Annotated in this window: 17 protein-coding genes, 2 tRNA genes and 1 pseudogene; 8 read left to right on the forward strand and 12 right to left on the reverse strand. The window is 73.6% G+C overall.

The genetic code is table 11. The features are described 5' to 3' along the window. Positions 1-30: 30 nt before the first annotated feature. The 6 genes from ACFYXS_RS31045 to ACFYXS_RS31070 all read right to left on the reverse strand — a co-directional run bounded on the left by ACFYXS_RS31045 (position 31) and on the right by ACFYXS_RS31070 (position 5304). Positions 31-813, reverse strand: a complete 783-nt coding sequence (locus tag ACFYXS_RS31045) for a hypothetical protein (protein ID WP_389254184.1) — start codon at positions 811-813, stop codon at positions 31-33. Further along, a complete protein-coding gene (locus ACFYXS_RS31050; protein WP_389254186.1) occupies positions 810-1367 on the reverse strand; it encodes a SigE family RNA polymerase sigma factor in 558 nt (185 codons plus the stop codon). Before ACFYXS_RS31050 ends, ACFYXS_RS31045 begins: the two co-directional genes overlap by 4 nt. A 31-nt stretch (positions 1368-1398) precedes the next feature. Beyond that, positions 1399-2088 carry a hypothetical protein gene (locus ACFYXS_RS31055; protein ID WP_389254188.1) on the reverse strand — a complete coding sequence of 230 codons (690 nt, stop codon included), beginning with the start codon at positions 2086-2088 and terminating at the stop codon, positions 1399-1401. A 267-nt stretch (positions 2089-2355) separates the two neighbouring features. After that, complete coding sequence (locus tag ACFYXS_RS31060; RefSeq protein ID WP_389254190.1) at positions 2356-2901, reverse strand: hypothetical protein; 546 nt, start codon at positions 2899-2901, stop codon at positions 2356-2358. Between the two features lie 302 nt (positions 2902-3203). Continuing rightward, on the reverse strand, positions 3204-4187 hold the full coding sequence (locus tag ACFYXS_RS31065; RefSeq protein WP_389254191.1) for an ABC transporter permease: 984 nt from the start codon (positions 4185-4187) through the stop codon (positions 3204-3206). Between the two features lie 184 nt (positions 4188-4371). Continuing rightward, positions 4372-5304 (reverse strand): helix-turn-helix transcriptional regulator, encoded by a 933-nt coding sequence (locus tag ACFYXS_RS31070; protein ID WP_389254193.1) that lies wholly within the window; start codon positions 5302-5304, stop codon positions 4372-4374. A gap of 147 nt (positions 5305-5451) precedes the next feature. Between ACFYXS_RS31070 and ACFYXS_RS31075 the strand changes: the two genes are divergently transcribed. Continuing rightward, positions 5452-6381: an aldo/keto reductase gene (locus ACFYXS_RS31075; protein ID WP_389254195.1), complete on the forward strand. Its 930-nt coding sequence runs from the start codon at positions 5452-5454 to the stop codon at positions 6379-6381. A gap of 467 nt (positions 6382-6848) precedes the next feature. On the opposite strand, the pseudogene ACFYXS_RS31080 reads toward ACFYXS_RS31075, so the two are convergent. From ACFYXS_RS31080 to ACFYXS_RS31100, 5 genes and pseudogenes are all read right to left on the reverse strand, one after another. Next, a pseudogene (locus ACFYXS_RS31080) lies at positions 6849-7274 on the reverse strand (MarR family winged helix-turn-helix transcriptional regulator); the annotation flags it as partial. A 156-nt stretch (positions 7275-7430) separates the two neighbouring features. After that, a complete protein-coding gene (locus tag ACFYXS_RS31085; RefSeq protein ID WP_389254197.1) occupies positions 7431-8786 on the reverse strand; it encodes a Kelch repeat-containing protein in 1356 nt (451 codons plus the stop codon). A 127-nt stretch (positions 8787-8913) separates the two neighbouring features. Then, complete coding sequence (locus ACFYXS_RS31090; RefSeq protein WP_389254199.1) at positions 8914-10125, reverse strand: Kelch repeat-containing protein; 1212 nt, start codon at positions 10123-10125, stop codon at positions 8914-8916. 122 nt (positions 10126-10247) lie between these two features. Next, positions 10248-10910, reverse strand: a complete 663-nt coding sequence (locus ACFYXS_RS31095) for an SDR family oxidoreductase (protein ID WP_389254201.1) — start codon at positions 10908-10910, stop codon at positions 10248-10250. Between the two features lie 28 nt (positions 10911-10938). Beyond that, complete coding sequence (locus ACFYXS_RS31100; RefSeq protein WP_389254203.1) at positions 10939-12192, reverse strand: amidohydrolase family protein; 1254 nt, start codon at positions 12190-12192, stop codon at positions 10939-10941. A gap of 214 nt (positions 12193-12406) precedes the next feature. Here ACFYXS_RS31100 and ACFYXS_RS31105 point away from each other — a divergent pair. The 7 genes from ACFYXS_RS31105 to ACFYXS_RS31135 all read left to right on the forward strand — a co-directional run bounded on the left by ACFYXS_RS31105 (position 12407) and on the right by ACFYXS_RS31135 (position 16093). Further along, a tRNA-Thr gene (locus ACFYXS_RS31105) sits at positions 12407-12479 on the forward strand. A 46-nt stretch (positions 12480-12525) separates the two neighbouring features. After that, positions 12526-12598, forward strand: a tRNA-Met gene (locus ACFYXS_RS31110). 89 nt (positions 12599-12687) lie between these two features. Continuing rightward, positions 12688-12852, forward strand: coding sequence for a 50S ribosomal protein L33 (rpmG, locus tag ACFYXS_RS31115; RefSeq protein WP_004571794.1), 165 nt, complete (start codon positions 12688-12690; stop codon positions 12850-12852). Positions 12853-12950: 98 nt separating this feature from the next. Then, complete coding sequence (locus ACFYXS_RS31120; protein WP_389254205.1) at positions 12951-13403, forward strand: MaoC family dehydratase N-terminal domain-containing protein; 453 nt, start codon at positions 12951-12953, stop codon at positions 13401-13403. Between the two features lie 4 nt (positions 13404-13407). After that, positions 13408-13842 (forward strand): MaoC family dehydratase, encoded by a 435-nt coding sequence (locus ACFYXS_RS31125; protein WP_389254207.1) that lies wholly within the window; start codon positions 13408-13410, stop codon positions 13840-13842. Between the two features lie 92 nt (positions 13843-13934). Beyond that, the gene (locus ACFYXS_RS31130; RefSeq protein ID WP_389254209.1) at positions 13935-14513 is read left to right on the forward strand and encodes a TetR/AcrR family transcriptional regulator; all 579 of its coding nucleotides are present in this window, start codon (positions 13935-13937) and stop codon (positions 14511-14513) included. A 113-nt stretch (positions 14514-14626) separates the two neighbouring features. Then, positions 14627-16093, forward strand: coding sequence for a DHA2 family efflux MFS transporter permease subunit (locus tag ACFYXS_RS31135; protein ID WP_389254211.1), 1467 nt, complete (start codon positions 14627-14629; stop codon positions 16091-16093). 78 nt (positions 16094-16171) lie between these two features. Here the strand turns inward: ACFYXS_RS31135 and ACFYXS_RS31140 are convergent, their stop codons facing one another. After that, positions 16172-16645 (reverse strand): winged helix-turn-helix transcriptional regulator, encoded by a 474-nt coding sequence (locus ACFYXS_RS31140; protein ID WP_389254213.1) that lies wholly within the window; start codon positions 16643-16645, stop codon positions 16172-16174. Positions 16646-16753 lie beyond the last annotated feature (108 nt).

The following is a 16753-nucleotide window of genomic DNA, read 5'->3' on the forward strand; positions in this document are numbered from 1 at the left end:
GCCCGTGGAAGCAGGGGCCGCGGGCCCGGGTCAGTGCCAGTCGGTGTGGTGGCCGAGCCGCTGGTCGTGGGCGTCGTACTCGTCGACCGAGGTGATCGTCAGTCCGCCGGGGACGGGGGCGGCCCAGGCGCGGTAGCCGGTGCCCTGGAGGGTGACCACCGAGGCCTTGGCCTGGCTGCCGTCGGAGAGGTGGAGCACGCCGTAGGCGACCTCGGGACCGGGGTTGGAGACGATCAGCCGGGTGCCGGTGGTGCCCTTGTCGTGCAGGCCCCACAGGCCGGTGTTCCCGCCGGCCTGTGGGTCGTCGGTGCCGGTCACGGGCTGGCAGTCGCTCCAGGGGCCGCCCTGGTGGTCGATGCGCACGCCGCCGATGTACATGCGCTGGCAGAGCAGGGCGTCGCCGGGCGCGGTGCTGCCGTCGGGGAGGACGAGCGGGGTCCAGTCCTCGGGCAGCGTGTGGTGGAACTCCAGCGCCACCGACCAGGGTTGACCGTCCGTCGTGCCCTCGGCGACGCGGACGGTGACCGTGTCGGGCGGGCGGGCCGTGCCGGTGGCGGTGGGGCTCGCGGAAGGGGAGCCCGTGTGCGAGGGGCCGACCGCGGGGTGCGAACCGGGGAACGGGAGCGTCAGGGCGGCGGTGAGCACGCCCGCGGCTCCGGCCATGACGGCGGCCGCCGCGGCACGGCGGCGCCTCCTGCGGGTGCGCGCGAAGGTCAGGATCCGCTCGACGGGCGGCCGGGACGAGGGGTAGGCGTCGCGTGACCTGGCGAAGGCGTCGCGCAGCCGGTCTTCCTGCTCGGGGTCGGGAGTCATCGTGCCTCTTGGGGGCGGCTGGGCCGGTGGGGAGGGGCGAGCCTGGCGTCGGTGCGCAGTTTGGCCAGGGCCCGGGACGCCTGGCTCTTCACCGTGCCGACCGAGCAGCCGAGGACCTCGGCCACTTCCTCGGCTGACAGGTCCTCGCAGTAGCGCAGCACCACGACCGCCCGCTGGCGCTCGGGCAGGACGGACAGCAGGCGGGCCAGGGCGTCGTTCCCGTCCACGGCGCCGACGCCCGCCCCGTCGTCCGGGACGGGGCGGGTGTCGGGCACGGAGGCGAGGAGGAGATGGGCGATCCTGCGGCGGCGGTACCGGCTGCGGTTGGTGTTGACCAGGGCCCGCCGCACGTACTGCTCGGCGGACTCGGGCCGCAGCCGGCGCCAGTGCGGGTACACCCGTGCAAGCGTCGTCTGCACCAGGTCCTCCGCCTCGTGGAAGTCCCCGGTGAGCAGGTACGCGGTGTGGGTCAGGGATCGCCAGCGGGCGGCGACGAAGCGGGAGAACTCCGCGTCCGGTCCGCTGTCGGAGGCCCTGCGGTCACGTGGCTGCACGGCAGGATGTGCCCGTCCTTCGCCTCGGAGGTCAGTGCCAGAAGGTGTCGTGCCTGAGCCGCTTGCCCTGGGCGTCGTACTCGTCGACCGCGTCGATCGTCTGCCCGTCGGCTATGGGTGCGGCCCAACCACGGTAGTCGGTGCCGGGAACGGTGACGGTGTTCGCCCGCACCCGTGTGCCGTCGGAGAGGAAGAGCACGCCGTAGGCGACCTCGGGGCCGGGGTTGGAGACCATCAGCCGGGTACCGGTGGTGCCCTTGTCCTGCAGGCCCCACAGTCCCAAGTTCCCGCTGCCCTGGGGGTCGTGGGCCCCGGTGACGGCCTGGCAGTCGCTCCAGGGGCCGCCCTGGTGGTCGATGCGCACGCCGCCGATGTACATGCGCTGGCACAGCAGGGCGTCGCCGGGCACGGTCCCGCCGCCGGGGAGCGTGGGCAGGGTGTAGCCCTTGGGCAGGGTGCGGTGGAACTCCAGCGAGACGGACCAGCGTTGGCCGTCCACCCGGCCCTTGCCGATCAGCTGGGTGACGACCCGCGGCGCCTGCCGGTGCGCGGTGGCCGCGGCGGCGGAACCGGGAGCGGGCGCCGTGGCCCGGTCGGCGGTCGGCCCCGGAGCGGCCGGGCCCGGCGCGGCCGCCATCGCGGAGGCGCCGAACGAGAGCGCGCCGACCACCGTCGCCACGACGGCGGCCAGGCCGGCCTTCCTTGCAGAACTGAGAGCCATGGGGAGTTTCTCCTTGCAGCCGGTGCCCGGCACTGCGCCGGGCGGTCCTCGGCGGCCGGCGCGCTGGGCCCGCGCGCCGGCCTGCGGCGGTCACCGGATGTGGTGGCCGCCGTGGGGACGTCCGTCCTTAGGTACTCCCGAATGCGCGTGGCGGGTTGCACGCCCGGCACAACCGATGCGTTTTCCGTCCGGGCGCGCGGAACGCCGGCCCGGGCGAAGTCCACCGGGCGCGGCGGGAGGTGACGCCGCGGAGCCCGGGCGCGCGGCCTACGCCCGCAGGGAGGTGTCGCCCGTCGGGTCGGCGTGGAGGAGGCCGAGCAGGCCCTCGCGGTGGAGGTCGGCGACGGGGCCCAGGAGGTCGGGGTGGCGGAGCAGAGGGGCCGCGCTGTGGTCGCGGGGGCTGGGGATCGTCAGACGGCGGGCGTCGCCCACGTCACCGGAGCCGCCCGCGCCGTGGTGGGTCGCGGCCAGGCAGGCCGCCGCGGTCGCGGCGAGCTCCACGTCGGCCAGCAGACAGGCGGCCCAGCTCACGACGGTCTCGTCCACCCAGGTCCGCCAGACATGGTCGTCGTCCGTCGGCGGGTGGACGTCGGAGCCGGTGACCGAGTCCAGCCGGCCGGAACCGCCGGGGCCGAGCATGTTGAGCAGCTCGGCGTCGAGCGGGGTGGGGTAGCGGAGGGCGGCGGCGATGGTGGCCGCCTGCCACGCCTGGGCCTCGGCCAGGGCGTGGTTGAGCGGGCCCGCCGCCGGCGGGAAGGCCGAGAGCAGCCAGCGCGTGGCGGCGGCGATGAATGGCGAGAGATCAGTGGGCATCGTGAACCGTCCTTCACACGTGCCCGCCGTGGTCCTCTACCGGCGCGTCATTGCGGTCGCGAGCACTGGCGCGCCCGTGAGGGACGTGCCTGGCCGGCCAGCGTAGGACGGCCGCCGGGATGCCGACAGGACGTGGCTCACAGCCGCCCGTCGTTCCCCGGGGGCGCCCCGGACCCCCGCATCCGCTCCCCGTCTCGCCATTTCGGGTGTTTCGTCCACTCGGGACCCCGTCCCGGAGCATCCGCGACGTGGCGAAGGTCACCGCGCGCCGCTGCCGTCCGGCGAGCCGGAGCGCCGGCGGATCAGGATGCCGGGCGGCGGCGGAAGCGCTGGATCCAGAAGACCGCCGCGGCCAGCAGGGCCCACCCGATGAGCACCAGGAACGGGAAGGCGTACTGGTGGCCGTAGAAGTAGATGGCGTTGTGCTGGGCGTTGACCGACGCCCCGGGCGGGAGCCAGCGCCCGATGGTGCCCAGCGGCTGCGGCAGCAGCGGCCACGACACAGCGCCGCCGGAGGACGGGTTGCCCAGCAGGACCATCAGCGCCCAGGTCGGCAGGATCGCCCAGCGGCCGCAGAGGATGTGGAACATCGTGAAGACCAGGGCCGAGGTCACCATGGTCAGGGTCAGGATGCCCCAGGACTCCCAGAACGGCAGGTGCAGCACGTCCAGGCCCCAGTCCACGACGGCGCAGATCGCGAAGCCGCCGAGCGCCGAGAACGCCACGATCGCCGCGAGACGCTCCAGCGGCCGCAGATCCGGTGCGTGCGCGGTGAGTTGGCCGGACCCGACGAAGCCGACGATGATGGCGGCCAGGGTGATGTAGAAGATGGCCAGGCCCTGCGGGTCGCCGGGCTGCAGCGGTTTGAGGCTGGTGACGGTCAGCGGTACGCCGGCCTGCGCGGCCGCGCCGGGCGCCGCGGTCGCCAGGACCCGGGCCACCGACGCGCCGGCGGCCGGCACGAGTTCGAGGGTGACGCCCCTGCCGCCGGGTCCCGCCTGGAGCACGGCGAAGATGTGCTGCCGTTCCACGGCCGCGACGGCCGCGGCGCGGGTGGCGAAGCGCCGTTCCTCCAACTGGGTGCTCAGCCCGGCGTCCAGGCGCGACACGAAGCTCCCCACGGCGGGTGCGTCGTCGACGACCCCGACCGGCACGCGGTGCGGCGTGGGATGCGCCATGGCGAAGCTGTAGGAGCCGGCGAAGAGCCCGGCCATGGCGGCCAGGATCGGGATGAGGACGAGCGCCGGCAGAAACCGCGAACAGACCGACTCGCGTTCCGCGTTCATTCGCGCATCGCATCCTCCGCGATTCCGGCCGCTCCTCGTGCGCCCGGGCCCGGGATGCCTGTGCGCCACGCGGACCCGGAGGGAATGCCCTTTCCGTACAAAGCGTGCGAAAGGCTGTCGTGAGTCAAAGTACTGCCCGGGTTCCGCGGTCGCCACCGCGACGGCATGCGCCGTGAGGCAGGGCCTAGACCTCGCGGCGGGGCCCGCCTTGCGCGGCCCGGTCGCCGGCCCGCCCGGACCACTGGAGGAGGAAGCGCAGCGCCTCGTAGGACGGTGAGTCCGGCCGGGCGGTGTACGCCACCAGGAGCTGGTCGGGCGCGGTCGCGACGGACAGCTGCTGGACGTCCAGGGTGAGCCGCCCCACCACCGGATGCTGGTAGGTCTTGGTGAGCTGCCGGGGCCCGCGCACCCGGTGCGTCTCCCACCAGGTGCGGAAGTCCGGGTCGCGCGCCCTGAGTTCGCCCACCAGCGCGGCCAGGGCCGGGTCGTCGGGGTGCCGGCCGGCCTCCATGCGCAGGACGGCGACGCAGTCCCGGGCCGCGCGCGGCCAGTCCGTGTACAGGGCGCGGTAGGCGTCGTCGAGGAAGGTCATCCGGATCAGGTTGCGCTCGCCCGGCGGTACCGCGGCGAAGTCGGTGAGCAGGGCGGTCGCGGCGGCGTTCCAGGCCAGTACGTCCTGGCGGCGCCCGAGGACCAGCGCGGGCACGTCGCGCATGCCGTCGAGCACCTGGAGCAGTTGCGGGTCGACCGTCTGCGAGGCGGGCTGCCGCGCCGGGGCGGCGGGCGCGACGTCGGCGACGGCGAAGAGGTACGCGCGTTCGTCCGGGGCGAGTTGGAGGGCGTCCGCGAGCGCGTCGAGGACGGGGCGGGACACCCGCCGGGTGCGGCCCTGCTCCAGCCGTACGACGTAGTCGATGCTCACATGCGCGAGCTGGGCCAGTTCCTCCCGCCGCAGGCCCGGTACGCGGCGCAGCCGTCCGTCGTCCGGCAGGCCCGCCCGGCGCGGGTCGAGGGCGGCGCGGCGGGCGCGCAGGAAGTCGCCCAGCTCGTTCCCGCCGGAGGCGCTGCCCGGAGTGCTGCCGGGAGGGCCGCCGGAGGTGTCACCACGGTGCTCCATGACTCCAGTGTCCGGCGCCGCCGCGCCGCGTGCCTGGTACCGGTCTGCACAGGCACGGTCCTCCCTGGCACCACGCCCCCGGCGGCACGACGGTGGGACCCCGGAGGCGCCCACGACCGGCGTGGGCCCCGGCGAGAGGCGGACACCATGAGCACCACGGCGGAACAGGAACGAAGGACGCTCGTACTCGGCGGCGACCTGCCCGTCGGCCGGATCGGCTACGGCGCGATGCGGCTCACCGGGCCGGAGCTGTGGGGGCCGTACCCCGACCACGACGGCGGGGTCGCGCTGCTGCGGCAGGCGGTCGAGGCGGGCGTGACCCTGATCGACACGGCGGACGTCTACGGACCCCACACCAACGAGGAGCTGATCCGCGAGGCCCTGCACCCCTACCGCGACGGGCTCGCGGTCGCGACCAAGGGCGGCTTCGTCCGCGGCGGCCGCGACCTGTCGACGATCGGCGCCGTCGGCAGCACGCACTACCTGCGGCAGTGCGTGCACACCAGCGCCCGGCGGCTCGGGGTCGAGCGGATCGACCTGTACTACCTGCACAGCGGCTGGGCGCGCGACGCGTCCTTCGAGGAGCAGGTCGGCACCCTCGCCGCGCTGCGCCAGGAGGGACTGATCCGGCACATCGGGCTGTCGAACGTGACCCCCGCCCAGCTGGCCGCGGCACGCGGGATCGCCCCGATCGCCGCCGTCACGGCGCACTTCAACGTGGCGGCCCGCGGCGAGGCCGAGCTGCTGGAGGCGACCGCGGCGGCCGGCGCGGTCTTCGTCCCCTGGCAGCCGGTCTCGCTCACGCCGCCGGGGGCGGCCACCGACACCGGCGGCCCGGAGGCGCTGCGCGCGGTGCTGGGACCCGTCGCCGCCCGGCACGGGGCGACCGTCCCGCAGGTCGCCCTGGCCTGGCTGCTCGCCCGCTCGCCCGCGGTACTGCCGATCCCCGCCACCACGAGCATCGGCCACCTGCGGGAGAACCTGGCCGCGCGGGACCTCGTGCTGACGGCCGGGGAGATCGAGGCGATCACCGCCCTCGTCCCGGAGCGGGCGGGCGAGACGGCCTGGACGGCCTAGACCTCGTCGTGCAGCTCGCGTGCCCGGTCGGTGATCAGCGCGAGGGTGCGCTGGGTGGTGGCCAGGTCGGCGGGGTCGAGGTGGCCGTAGATGCGGTCGGTGACGCCGGCCAGGGCCTCGGTGATCTCGGCGTGCAGGGCGTCGCCCCGGGGGGTGGGGGAGAGGGCGCCGGAGGCGTCGGCGGTGGCGAGCCCGGCGTCGGTGAGGCGGTCGGTGATGCTGCCCAGGGCCTCGGGCGTGAAGGCGCGGCTCTCGGTCAGCACCCGTTCGAGGTCGGGACGGGTGAGGGCCTCGCCGCGGGTGGTGAGGGTGCGCAGGGCGGCCCACTGGCCGAAGTCGAGTCCGTGCCGCTGGAGGAGCACGTCGAGCACGGCGCGGGTCGAGTAGTGGGCGCTGCCGATGTCCTGGCCGGTCAGCGGGGTGGGAGTACGGGTCATGGGAGTGCTCCTGTTCCATTCGTCGGTGCCGAGAAGGGTGTGCAGGGCGTTCGTGAACTCGGCGGTGGGCGCGGAGCCCGGTCCGCCGAGGGGTGCGGTCAGTTCCTCGTGGAGCTTCCGTACGACGGCGACGGCCCGGACGGCCACGTCCGCGCCCTCGTCGGTGAGGGTGAGCTGGACCGCGCGGGCGTCGTCGGGGTGGGCGTCGCGGCGTACGAGGCCGGCCGCCTCCAGGGTGCGGACGAGCTTCGAGACGAAGATCGGCTCCAGGCCCGTGTGATCGGCGAGCTCCCGCTGGCTGGGCCGCGTCCCGTCGCGGGTCATGCCGGAAAGCGACGCCAGGAGCGAGTACTGCGCGTGGGTGAGGCCGAGCGGGCCGACCGCGCGGTCGACGGCGGCGCGCCACTTCATGGAGAGCCGCCAGACCAGGTAGCCGGGCGTGTAGTCGAGCTTCATGGGAGATACTGTACGCGGATACTGTTTCCATGGCTACTATTTTTCGGGCGGAGTCACGAGGCCATGAACCGTGAGCACCAAGTCTGTTGACGGGGCGTCACTCTTGAAGGATTCGGGCCGGCACCCCGAGAGGTGCCGGCCCGAAGGGCGTTTCCGTCAGCCGGCGAGAGGCCCGGAGCGGCCGGTGCCGGCGTCGTCCAGATCGTTCTGACCCGCGTCGCCGCGAGGACTCTGCTGAGGACCGTTGTCGTTCCAGCCGCCACCCGGACGGCCGCCCTGTGCGGCGTCGGGCCTCCCGCCACCGCCACCGCCGCCACCGCCGCCGTACGGACGCTCACCCAGGCTCGGGCGGGCCGGCGGGAGTTCGTACTTGACGGCCAGTGCGTCCGCCGTGTCCGTGAGGGCGGGGGTGAACCCGCCGAGGGGGTACAGGCAGATGCCCTTCGACGTCTTCGGGCACGCCGCCGACGCGACCGCCAGCTCGGAGCGGGCGGTCCTGAGCGGGGGCAGGATCGCCCAGGTGTCGGCCAGCGGGCTGTACGCCTGGACGGTGTCCAGACTCCCCCCGGCCGCCGTCAAGCCACCGAAGGCGTACAGGCACCGGCCGCGCAGCCCGTCGGAGCAGGGCGCCGGGGCGACCGCGAAGGCGTACCGGGGCGCGGGCAGCGGCGTCAGGCTGAGCCAGGCGTCGGTGACGGGGCTGTAGACCTCCACCGTCGGCACGACCGTCCCCGCGCGGTTCCGGCCGCCGAATGCGTACACGCACAGGCCGCGCAGCCCCGACGTCTCAGGGCACGGCGCGGAAGCGACCGCGAGATCGGCGCGCGGTGTGGGCAACGAGTGAACCGTGATCCAGGTGCCGGTGGCGATGCTGTAGGCCTCCACCGTGTCCACCGCGCTGTTCGTGTTCGTACGGCCGCCGACGGCGTACACGCAGGCGCCGCGCAGGCCGTACCCCTCGGGGCACTGCGCGGGCGCCGCGCCCAGTTCACTGCGAGGGGTGAGCAGCGGGTGGATGTAGATCCAGTTCTTGGCGGCCGGGTTGTAGGCCTCCACGTTGCCCCGGACACCGCTACCGTCGCGGCCGCCGATGGCGTACACGCACGTCTTCTTCTTCAGGGCCTCCGGGCACGGGGCCGCCTTGCCCGCCAGCCCCACGCGGGGCGTGGGCAGCGGGGTCAGGGTGGCCCAGGCGTTGGTGGCGGGGCTGTACGCCTCGAGCGTGCGGGTCAGCCCGGCCGGGTCGATGCCTCCGAAGGCGTATACACAGGTTTGCCGCAGTCCCGGCGGGCAGGGTGCGGGTGCGGCGGCGAGACCCGCGCGCGGGCTCTGCAGCGGGGGGATGCTCAGCCACACGCCCTCCGCCGTCGCGGCGGCGGGCAGCAGCGCGAGGAGCGGGGCCAGGACAAGGCCGGCGAGCCCGGCGAGCCGGCGGCGGCGCCTGAGGTGGCCGGCCGGGGCGGCCGCGGGCCGGGGTCCCGACCCGGGCACGGGCCGTCGGATGCGCCTCATCGATTACCTCTTCCATGGCGGGGCGCTGCTGTTGCCGCGCCCCCAAAGGGAGTTGCGGGGTACGGGCTCGAACAGGGCGAGCGCAAAGGTGTGTCAAGGGACGCTGGGACGAGGGCGGTCGACTCGCTCATCCGCGAGGTCCGCCGGGGCCGACTGGACCGCCTGGACCGCCGGGTCCGCCCGGCCCGCCGGGACGTCCCGGTTCGCGCTCGACCGCGAAGGCCTCGGTCGCCGCGCTCGGCTCGGGAGCGCCGGTGTCGGACAACCCGCCGACGACGTACACACAAGGGCTCGTGGACTCCTTGGGGCAGGGCGCCACCGTGCCGGCCGTTCGCCGGTGCGGGGAGGGCGTCCGGGGCAGGGTGATCCAGGTGCCGGTGAGAGGGCTGTACGCGTGGACGTCCTGCAGTGCGGGGCGCAGTGCCGGGTTCACGCCGCCGATGACGTAGACGCAGCCGCCCGGCAGTCCGCCCGGGCAGGGCGCCGCGACCACGGCCGGACGGTCGCCGTGCGAGAGGGGGAGTGGCTGGAGCGCCGTCCAGGCGTTGGTGGCGGGGCTGTAGACCTCGACCGAGCCGTCACCGGTGCCGTCGATGGCGTACACGCAGCCGCCGCGCAGGCCCATTCCGGGAGGGCAGGGCGCACCCACGGCGCCGAGGCCGGTACGGCGCTTGGACAGGGGGGTGAGAGTGGCCCAGGTCTCGGTGGCGGGGCTGTAGGCCTCCACCGTGGCGAGGGCCGTGTTGGCCGTGTCACGCCCGCCGATCGCGTAGACGCACGTGCCGCGCAGGCCGAGACCGGTGGGGCAGGGCGCTTTCGCGGCGGCGAGGTCCCTGCGCGCGGTGGGCAGGCCCGTCAGGGTGGCCCAGGCGCCGGTGGCCGGGCTGTACGCCTCGACGGTCTTCAGCGGCGTGGTGCCGTCGGCGGTCCCGCCGATCGCGTACACGCACCCGTCCTGGAGCCCGCCGGGACAGGGCGCCCCTCGGCCGGCGAGGCCTTCGCGCGGTGTGGGCAGCGGGGGGAGGGTGGCCCAGGCGTTGCTGGCGGGGCTGTAGGCCTCGAACTCGGCACGCAGGGCACCGGAAGTGCCGCCGAACACGTACACGCACGCCTTCTGCAGTCCGCCCGGGCACGGCGCCGTCGCCGCCGCGTGGCCCGAACGGGCCGTGGGGATGGAGGGGAGGGTCAGCCACACGCCCTGGGCGGTCGCGCCGGTGGCGGTCAGCGCCAGCAGGGGGGCGAGGGCCAGGACGACGAGCCGCCGCCAGCGATGGCGGCGGCCTGTGCGGGATATGCCGGGTGGAGTGTCGTCCTGACCCGATCGTTCGATACGCCTCATCGGACACCTCTTTCGTGGCTTGCCGCAGCGTTTCGCTACGACCGAAATGAGACTGATGAGGCCATTCAAGAGGCCGCCACAGATGGTCGCTCACTGTGACGGCCAAACGAATGAAGTGACGTTCAGTTGCCGGCGACGTCCTTGACCGCGACCGGCACCGGGGTGTGACCACCGATCAGTTCCAGCGTCAGGCCGGCCGTCGACGGGGTGTCCAGCAGTTCGGCCAGGACCGCGGCGACGTCGTCGCGGGTCACGGAGCCGTAGCCGGTGGACGCGGCGAGCCGCACCCGGCCGGTGCCGGGGTCGGTGGTGAGCAGGCCGGGCCGCAGCACGGTCCAGTCGAGGGCGGTTCGGTGCCGCACCGCCGCGTCGGCGGCGCCCTTGGCCTTCAGGTAGGCGGCGAAGGTGTCGTCGGTGCCCGGCCGGGGATCGGAGTCGGCACCCATCGACGAGACCATCAGATAGCGGCGCACGCCCGCGCGTTCGGCCGCGTCGGCGAGCAGCACGGCCGCGTCCCGGTCGACCGTCTCCTTGCGCGCGACGCCGCTGCCCGGTCCCGCGCCCGCGGCGAAGACCACCGCGTCGGCGTCCCGCAGGACCTCGGCGAGCTCGTCGACCGAGGCCGCCTCCAGGTCCAGGACGACCGGCTCCGCGCCGGCCTCTCTCAGCGCCGCGGCCTGTTCGGGCTTGCGGATGATGCCCGCCACCTCGTCACCGCGCCCGGCGAGCAGCCGCTCCAGCCGCAGCGCGATCTGTCCATGTCCACCAGCGATCACAGTGCGCATGCCACCGACCGTACGCCCGCCGGACGGCTCATGCCGGATCTCGGCGGCTCCGGGACTGACGTGGCAGGTCGAGCGCGAGCGTGTCGGTGAACTCGCGGACGGCACTGGTGCGCGAGACCACCCTCCCGCGGTGGATCACGACCCGGCTGTACGCGAGCGACAGCGCGTTCTCCAGCCGCTCGGCGCGCACCGCCAGCAGCTCCGCGGGGAAGCCCGCCTCGACCCGCACCTCGGGCAGGCCCATGACGGCCCGCGCCTCGCGGCTGATCGCGTCGTAGGCCTCGGTGGGGGAGCACTCGCCGTGCGACGCGAGCAGGAACGCGGCCTCCAAGGGGTCGCCCCGGCCCACCGGGTTGGTGAGGTCGCGCAGCGCCCCGCTGCCCGCGGCGACGCGTACCCCGGCCGCGCGCAGCGCGCGGACCGGCGCGGTGGTGCCCCGGCGCACGGACTCCATGGCACCGCAGCCGCCCTGCGGCAGGGCGGTCAGCGAGACCCCGGCGGCCGCGAGTTGCCCGGCGAGCCGGGTGACGGTGTCGGCGCCCTGCAGGGACAGCCCCCCGCACGGCCCGAGGGTGACCCCGGGGCGCAGGCCCCCGGCCATGGCGGCGAGCCGGGAGAGCCGGGCGGGGTCGGCCGCGTCGGTGTGCAGGTCGACGGGGAGCCCGTACTCCGCGGCGACGCCGAGCACCGTCTCCGCGTACCCGGAGGGGTCGGGGTCCAGGTCGGGGCAGCCGCCCACCACGCCGGCCCCCATCTTCAGCGCGTCGTGGAGCATCGCGAGGCTGTCCGCGCCGGCGGCGCCCGTGAGCACCCGGGGCACCGCGACCGCCTGCACCTCGATCAGCCCGCGCAGGGCGCGCCGGGCCTGGAGGACGGCCTCGACCGCGCGCAGTCCCTGCACGTCGCCGATCCGCGCGTGGGCCCGCACCGCGGTCACGCCGTGGCCGAGCTGCAGGAGGGCCGCCTCGGTCACCCGGCGCTGGACCTCCTCGCCGTCGTAGGAGGGCGGCCCGGCGCAGTCCGCGGTCAGGGCGGTGTCGAGATGGGCGTGCGGTTCGGCGGGGGCGGGCAGCAACAGGTAGCCGGCCAGGTCGACGCGGGGTGTCTGACCGTCACCGGTGAGACTGCCCGCGGTGCCGACGGCCTCGATCCGCGGGCCGGCCAGGCGCACGTCGACCGTCCTGCCGTCGGCGAGGCGGCCCCCGCAGAGCAGGAGTGCGGGCGCCGGGGCGGATTCGCCGCGGAGCGGGTCGGCGGGCTGTTGCGGCTGGCTGTCGGTCATCGCGCTCCTCGGGGCCGGAGGCAAGATCACGCGGATCCGAGCCTAGGGGCCGGTGCCCGATCCGTCCGGGAAGAGCGAATAGTCGTACTGGTGCCGTCAAGTGACGTACGGGACCGGGTGGGTGGCGCGTGGCCGCCGCCCGGGGGACCCGGCCGGTGCCCACTAGATACGGATTTCACCTTCGGCGGCGGACCGTGTAATGTCTTCCTCGCTCGCCCCAATAGCTCAGTCGGCAGAGCGTCTCCATGGTAAGGAGAAGGTCTACGGTTCGATTCCGTATTGGGGCTCTGATGATCAGGTGACCCGCCTCCGGGCGGGTGATCTCCTCATCGAAGCGGCGTAGCTCAGTCGGTAGAGCAAGCGGCTCATAATCGCTGTGTCACCGGTTCAAGTCCGGTCGCCGCTACCTTGCGTAGCCGATTGTGGGATCGGTCCCTCAATCGGCTACTCTTTCCGTGTTCGAAACCTTATTACCGTTCGTCAAGGAGCACTCACGTGGCCGCCACCGACGTCCGCCCGAAGATCACGCTGGCCTGCGTGGAGTGCAAGGAGCGGAACTACATCACCAAGAAGAACCGGCGCAACGACCCGGACCGTCTTGAGATGAAGAAGCACTGCCCGCGCTGCAACGCGCACACCGCGCACCGCGAAACGCGCTGACACAGGCCGTAGTAAGACCGACGAGGCCGTCCCTGTACTCCAGGGGCGGCCTCGCGGCGTTGTTGGACCGAGAACCACCACAGCTCCAGGAGGTGCCGATGGCGCTGGACCAGTCGTTCGTGGGGCGGACCTACCCCCCCACCGCCCCGTACGAGGTCGGCCGGGAGAAGATCCGCGAGTTCGCCGAGGCGATCGGCGACCCGAACCCGGTCTACCTCGATCCCGAGGCGGCCAAGGCGCTCGGACACCCCGATGTGATCGCCCCGCCGACCTTCGCCTTCGTGATGACCTTCAAGGCCTCGATGCAGGTCATCCTCGACCCGGAACTGGGTCTCGACTACGGCCGGGTCGTCCACGGCGACCAGCGGTTCGAGTACACCCGTCCGGTGCGCGCCGGTGACCGGCTGTCGGTGACGGTCGCGATCGACGCGATCAAGTCGCTCGCGGGCAACGATGTCATCGACGTCCGTGGCGAGGCTCACGACGAGAGCGGCGAGCACGTGGTGACGGCGCTGACGAAGCTGGTGGCGCGCGCGCCGGAGGGTGAGTGAGCTGATGACTGCGAAGATCTCCTACGACGAGGTCGAGGTCGGCACCGAACTGCCGGCGCGGTCCTTCCCCGTGAATCGCGCCACACTCGTGCGGTACGCGGGTGCCTCGGGCGACTTCAATCCGATCCACTGGAACGAGCGGTTCGCCAAGGAGGTGGGCCTGCCGGACGTCATCGCGCACGGCATGTTCACCATGGCCTCGGCCATCCGGGTGGTCACCGACTGGGCGGGCGACCCGGGCGCGGTCGTCGACTACGGGGTGCGCTTCACCAAGCCGGTCGTGGTGCCCGACGGCGACGAGGGCGCGCTCATCGAGGTCAGCGCCAAGGTCGCGGCCAAGCTGGACGACGAGGAGCGCACGGTGCGGGTGGACGTGACGGCCGTCAGCGCCGGGCAGAAGGTGCTGGGCATGTCCCGCGCGGTGGTCCGGCTGGCGTAGCCGGAAGCGGCGTGCAAACGGGGTGGAGGCGGCGGGAGGTCCCGCCGCCTCCCCCTTGCGGTGTCTTGTTAGTGACTGATAACTTACTAAGCATGGCGAGCGACGGAATGCGGATGAGCGCGGATGAGCGCCGCGAGGCCGCCGTGCGCGCCGCGATGACGGAGTTCGGCATGAGCGGTTACCACGGCACCTCCACCGGCGTCATCGCCAAGCGCATGGGCGTGTCGCAGCCGTACCTCTTCCGGCTCTTCCCGAACAAGAAGGCGCTGTTCCTGGCCGTACTGGAGCGGTGCCTGCACTCCATCGAGGCGCACTTCGAGAAGGCGGCGCAGGGCCTGGAGCGCGGCGAGGCCTTCGAGGCGATGTGCGGCTCGTACCAGGAGCTCATCTCGGGCGGCGACGTCCTGCGGATGCAGTTGCAGATGTACGTGGCCTCGGTCGACGACGAGGAGATTCGCGACGCCTGCCGCAGGGGCTGGCTGGAGCTGTGGGAGTACGTCGCGGCCCGTACCGGGGTGAGCGAGCGGGAGATGGCCGAGTTCTTCGGCACCGGCATGCTGGTGAACGTCCTGGTCGCGCTCGGTGTCCCACCGGAGGCACGCTGCTGGACGGGTATCGAGGACCTGTACGCCGACCGCTTCCCGGGCAAACCCCCGGGCGGCGCGCACTGAGCACGTACAAGGAGGGCAACGGCCGGCGGATCGCGTCGTCCGGACCCCGATGGCCGGACGTATGTCCACGAAAGTTATTGATCAATTACTAATCGCTTGGGGGAACGAGAACCATGGAACCGGCACAGCAAGAACAGCGGCAGGACGCCCCCGCCGGACGCGGGGGCATCGGCTGGGCCCTGCTCGTCACCAGCGTCGCCGGCTTCATGGCCGCGCTGGACAACCTCGTCGTCACCACCGCGCTGCCCTCCATCCGCAAGGACCTGGGCGGCGCCCTGGAGGACCTGGAGTGGACGGTGAGCGCCTACACGCTCACCTTCGCCGTCCTCCTCATGTTCGGCGCGGCCCTCGGCGACCGCTTCGGGCGGCGCCGCATGTTCCTGGTCGGCCTCGGGATCTTCTCCACGGCCTCCGCCGGCGCCGCGCTCGCGCCGGGAATGGGGGAGCTGATCGCGGCCCGCGCGGTCCAGGGCGTCGGCGCCGCCATCCTCATGCCGCTCACCCTCACCCTGCTGTCGGCCGCGGTGCCGCCGCAGCGGCGCGGCATGGTCTTCGGCATCTGGGGCGCGGTCAACGGCCTCGCGGTCGCGGCCGGGCCGCTGATCGGCGGCTCGCTGACCGAGCACATCTCCTGGCAGTGGATCTTCTGGGTCAACGTCCCGCTCGGTCTGCTGCTCATCCCGCTCGCCCGGCTGCGCTTGGCGGAGAGCCGCGGTCCCAACCCGCGGCTGGACGTGACCGGCACGCTGCTCGCCAGTGGCGGTCTCTTCGGGATCGTCTACGCCCTGGTCCGCGGCAACGCCGACGGCTGGACCAGCGGGCCGGTACTCGGCGGCCTGATCGCGGGCGGCGTCCTGCTCGTCCTCTTCGTGCGGCACGGCGTGCGGGCCCGAAATCCGATCCTGCCGATGCGGCTGTTCCGCAGCCGCGCGTTCGCCGCGATCAACGCGGCCAGCCTGCTGATGTTCCTCGGGATGTTCGGATCGATCTTCCTGCTCAGCCAGTTCCTGCAGGGCGTGGCGGGCTACTCCCCGACCGAGGCGGGGCTGCGGATGCTGCCCTGGACCGGCATGCCGATGATCGTGGCGCCGATCGCGGGCTTCCTCTCCGACCGGATCGGCGGCCGCCCGGTCGTCGCGGCGGGACTCGCCCTGCAGGCGGTCGGGCTCGGGCTCTTCGCCCTGGTCATCGAGCCGGGCGTGTCCTACGGAGCGCAGATCCCGGCGCTCGTCGTGAGCGGTGTCGGTATGGCCCTGTACTTCGCGCCGAGCGCCAACATCGTGATGAGCAGCGTCCGCCCCGAGGAGCAGGGCATCGCCTCGGGCGCCAACAACGCCCTGCGCGAGGTCGGCGGCGCGCTCGGTGTGGCCAGTCTGGCGGCGGTCTTCTCCGCCCAGGGCGGTTACGAGTCCGCGGCCCGTTTCGTGGACGGCATCACTCCCGCCCTCTGGGTCGGTGCGGCGGCGGTCGCCGTCGGCGCGGTCGCGGCGCTCCTCGTGCCGGGGCGGCGTTCCGTGGCGGCGGCCGGGAAGGCCGGCGCGGCCGGGGACGCGCGGATCCTGGTGGGCGCCGAGCAGTGACGCCCGCGCTCGTGCGGCTCCGTCCCCGGTGGGGGCGGGGCCGCACGGCGTTCACCGGCGGACCCGGGGTGGCGGGGTTCAGCCGACGGGGCCGGTGTGGTCCCAGTCCGGGGTGTTGAGGGTGAGCGACAGGGTGCCCTCGGCCACCGTCTCCCCGCAGGTGCGGCACGTCTCGACGGGGTCGAAGTGGTGGTCGTGGTGGCGGAAGGAGACCGGCGGCTCGTCGAGGACCCAGGTGTCGCCCCACCTGACCAGGGCGCGGAGCACCTCGGTGAGGTCCCGGCCGGCGGCGGTGGGGTGGTACTCGTAGCGCGGCGGGCGCTCGCTGTACGCACGGCGCTCGATGACGCCCGCCTCCTCCAGCGCGCGCAGTCGCGCGGTGAGCCGGTCGCGGGGGGCGCCGGTGTTGCGGGCGATGGCGTCGAAGCGGTGGTTGCCGTAGAGGATCTCGCGCATCGCGAGCAGCGCCCACTTCTCCCCGACGACCTGGAGCGCGGCGGCGGCGGAGCAGGGGCGTCCGGGGACGGCGGGGCGGGCTGTGGTCGGGCTCACCGGACCAGTCTCACATGGCAGGTTGTGATTTCAAATCGACTGGACCTACTCTGGAGTAGGGAGTGAGTTGGAGATTCAAATCAACTCCTCGGCGGACCCGGTGTCCGG

The organism is Streptomyces sp. NPDC002574, assembly GCF_042889545.1.
Taxonomy (GTDB): Bacteria; Actinomycetota; Actinomycetes; order Streptomycetales; family Streptomycetaceae; genus Actinacidiphila.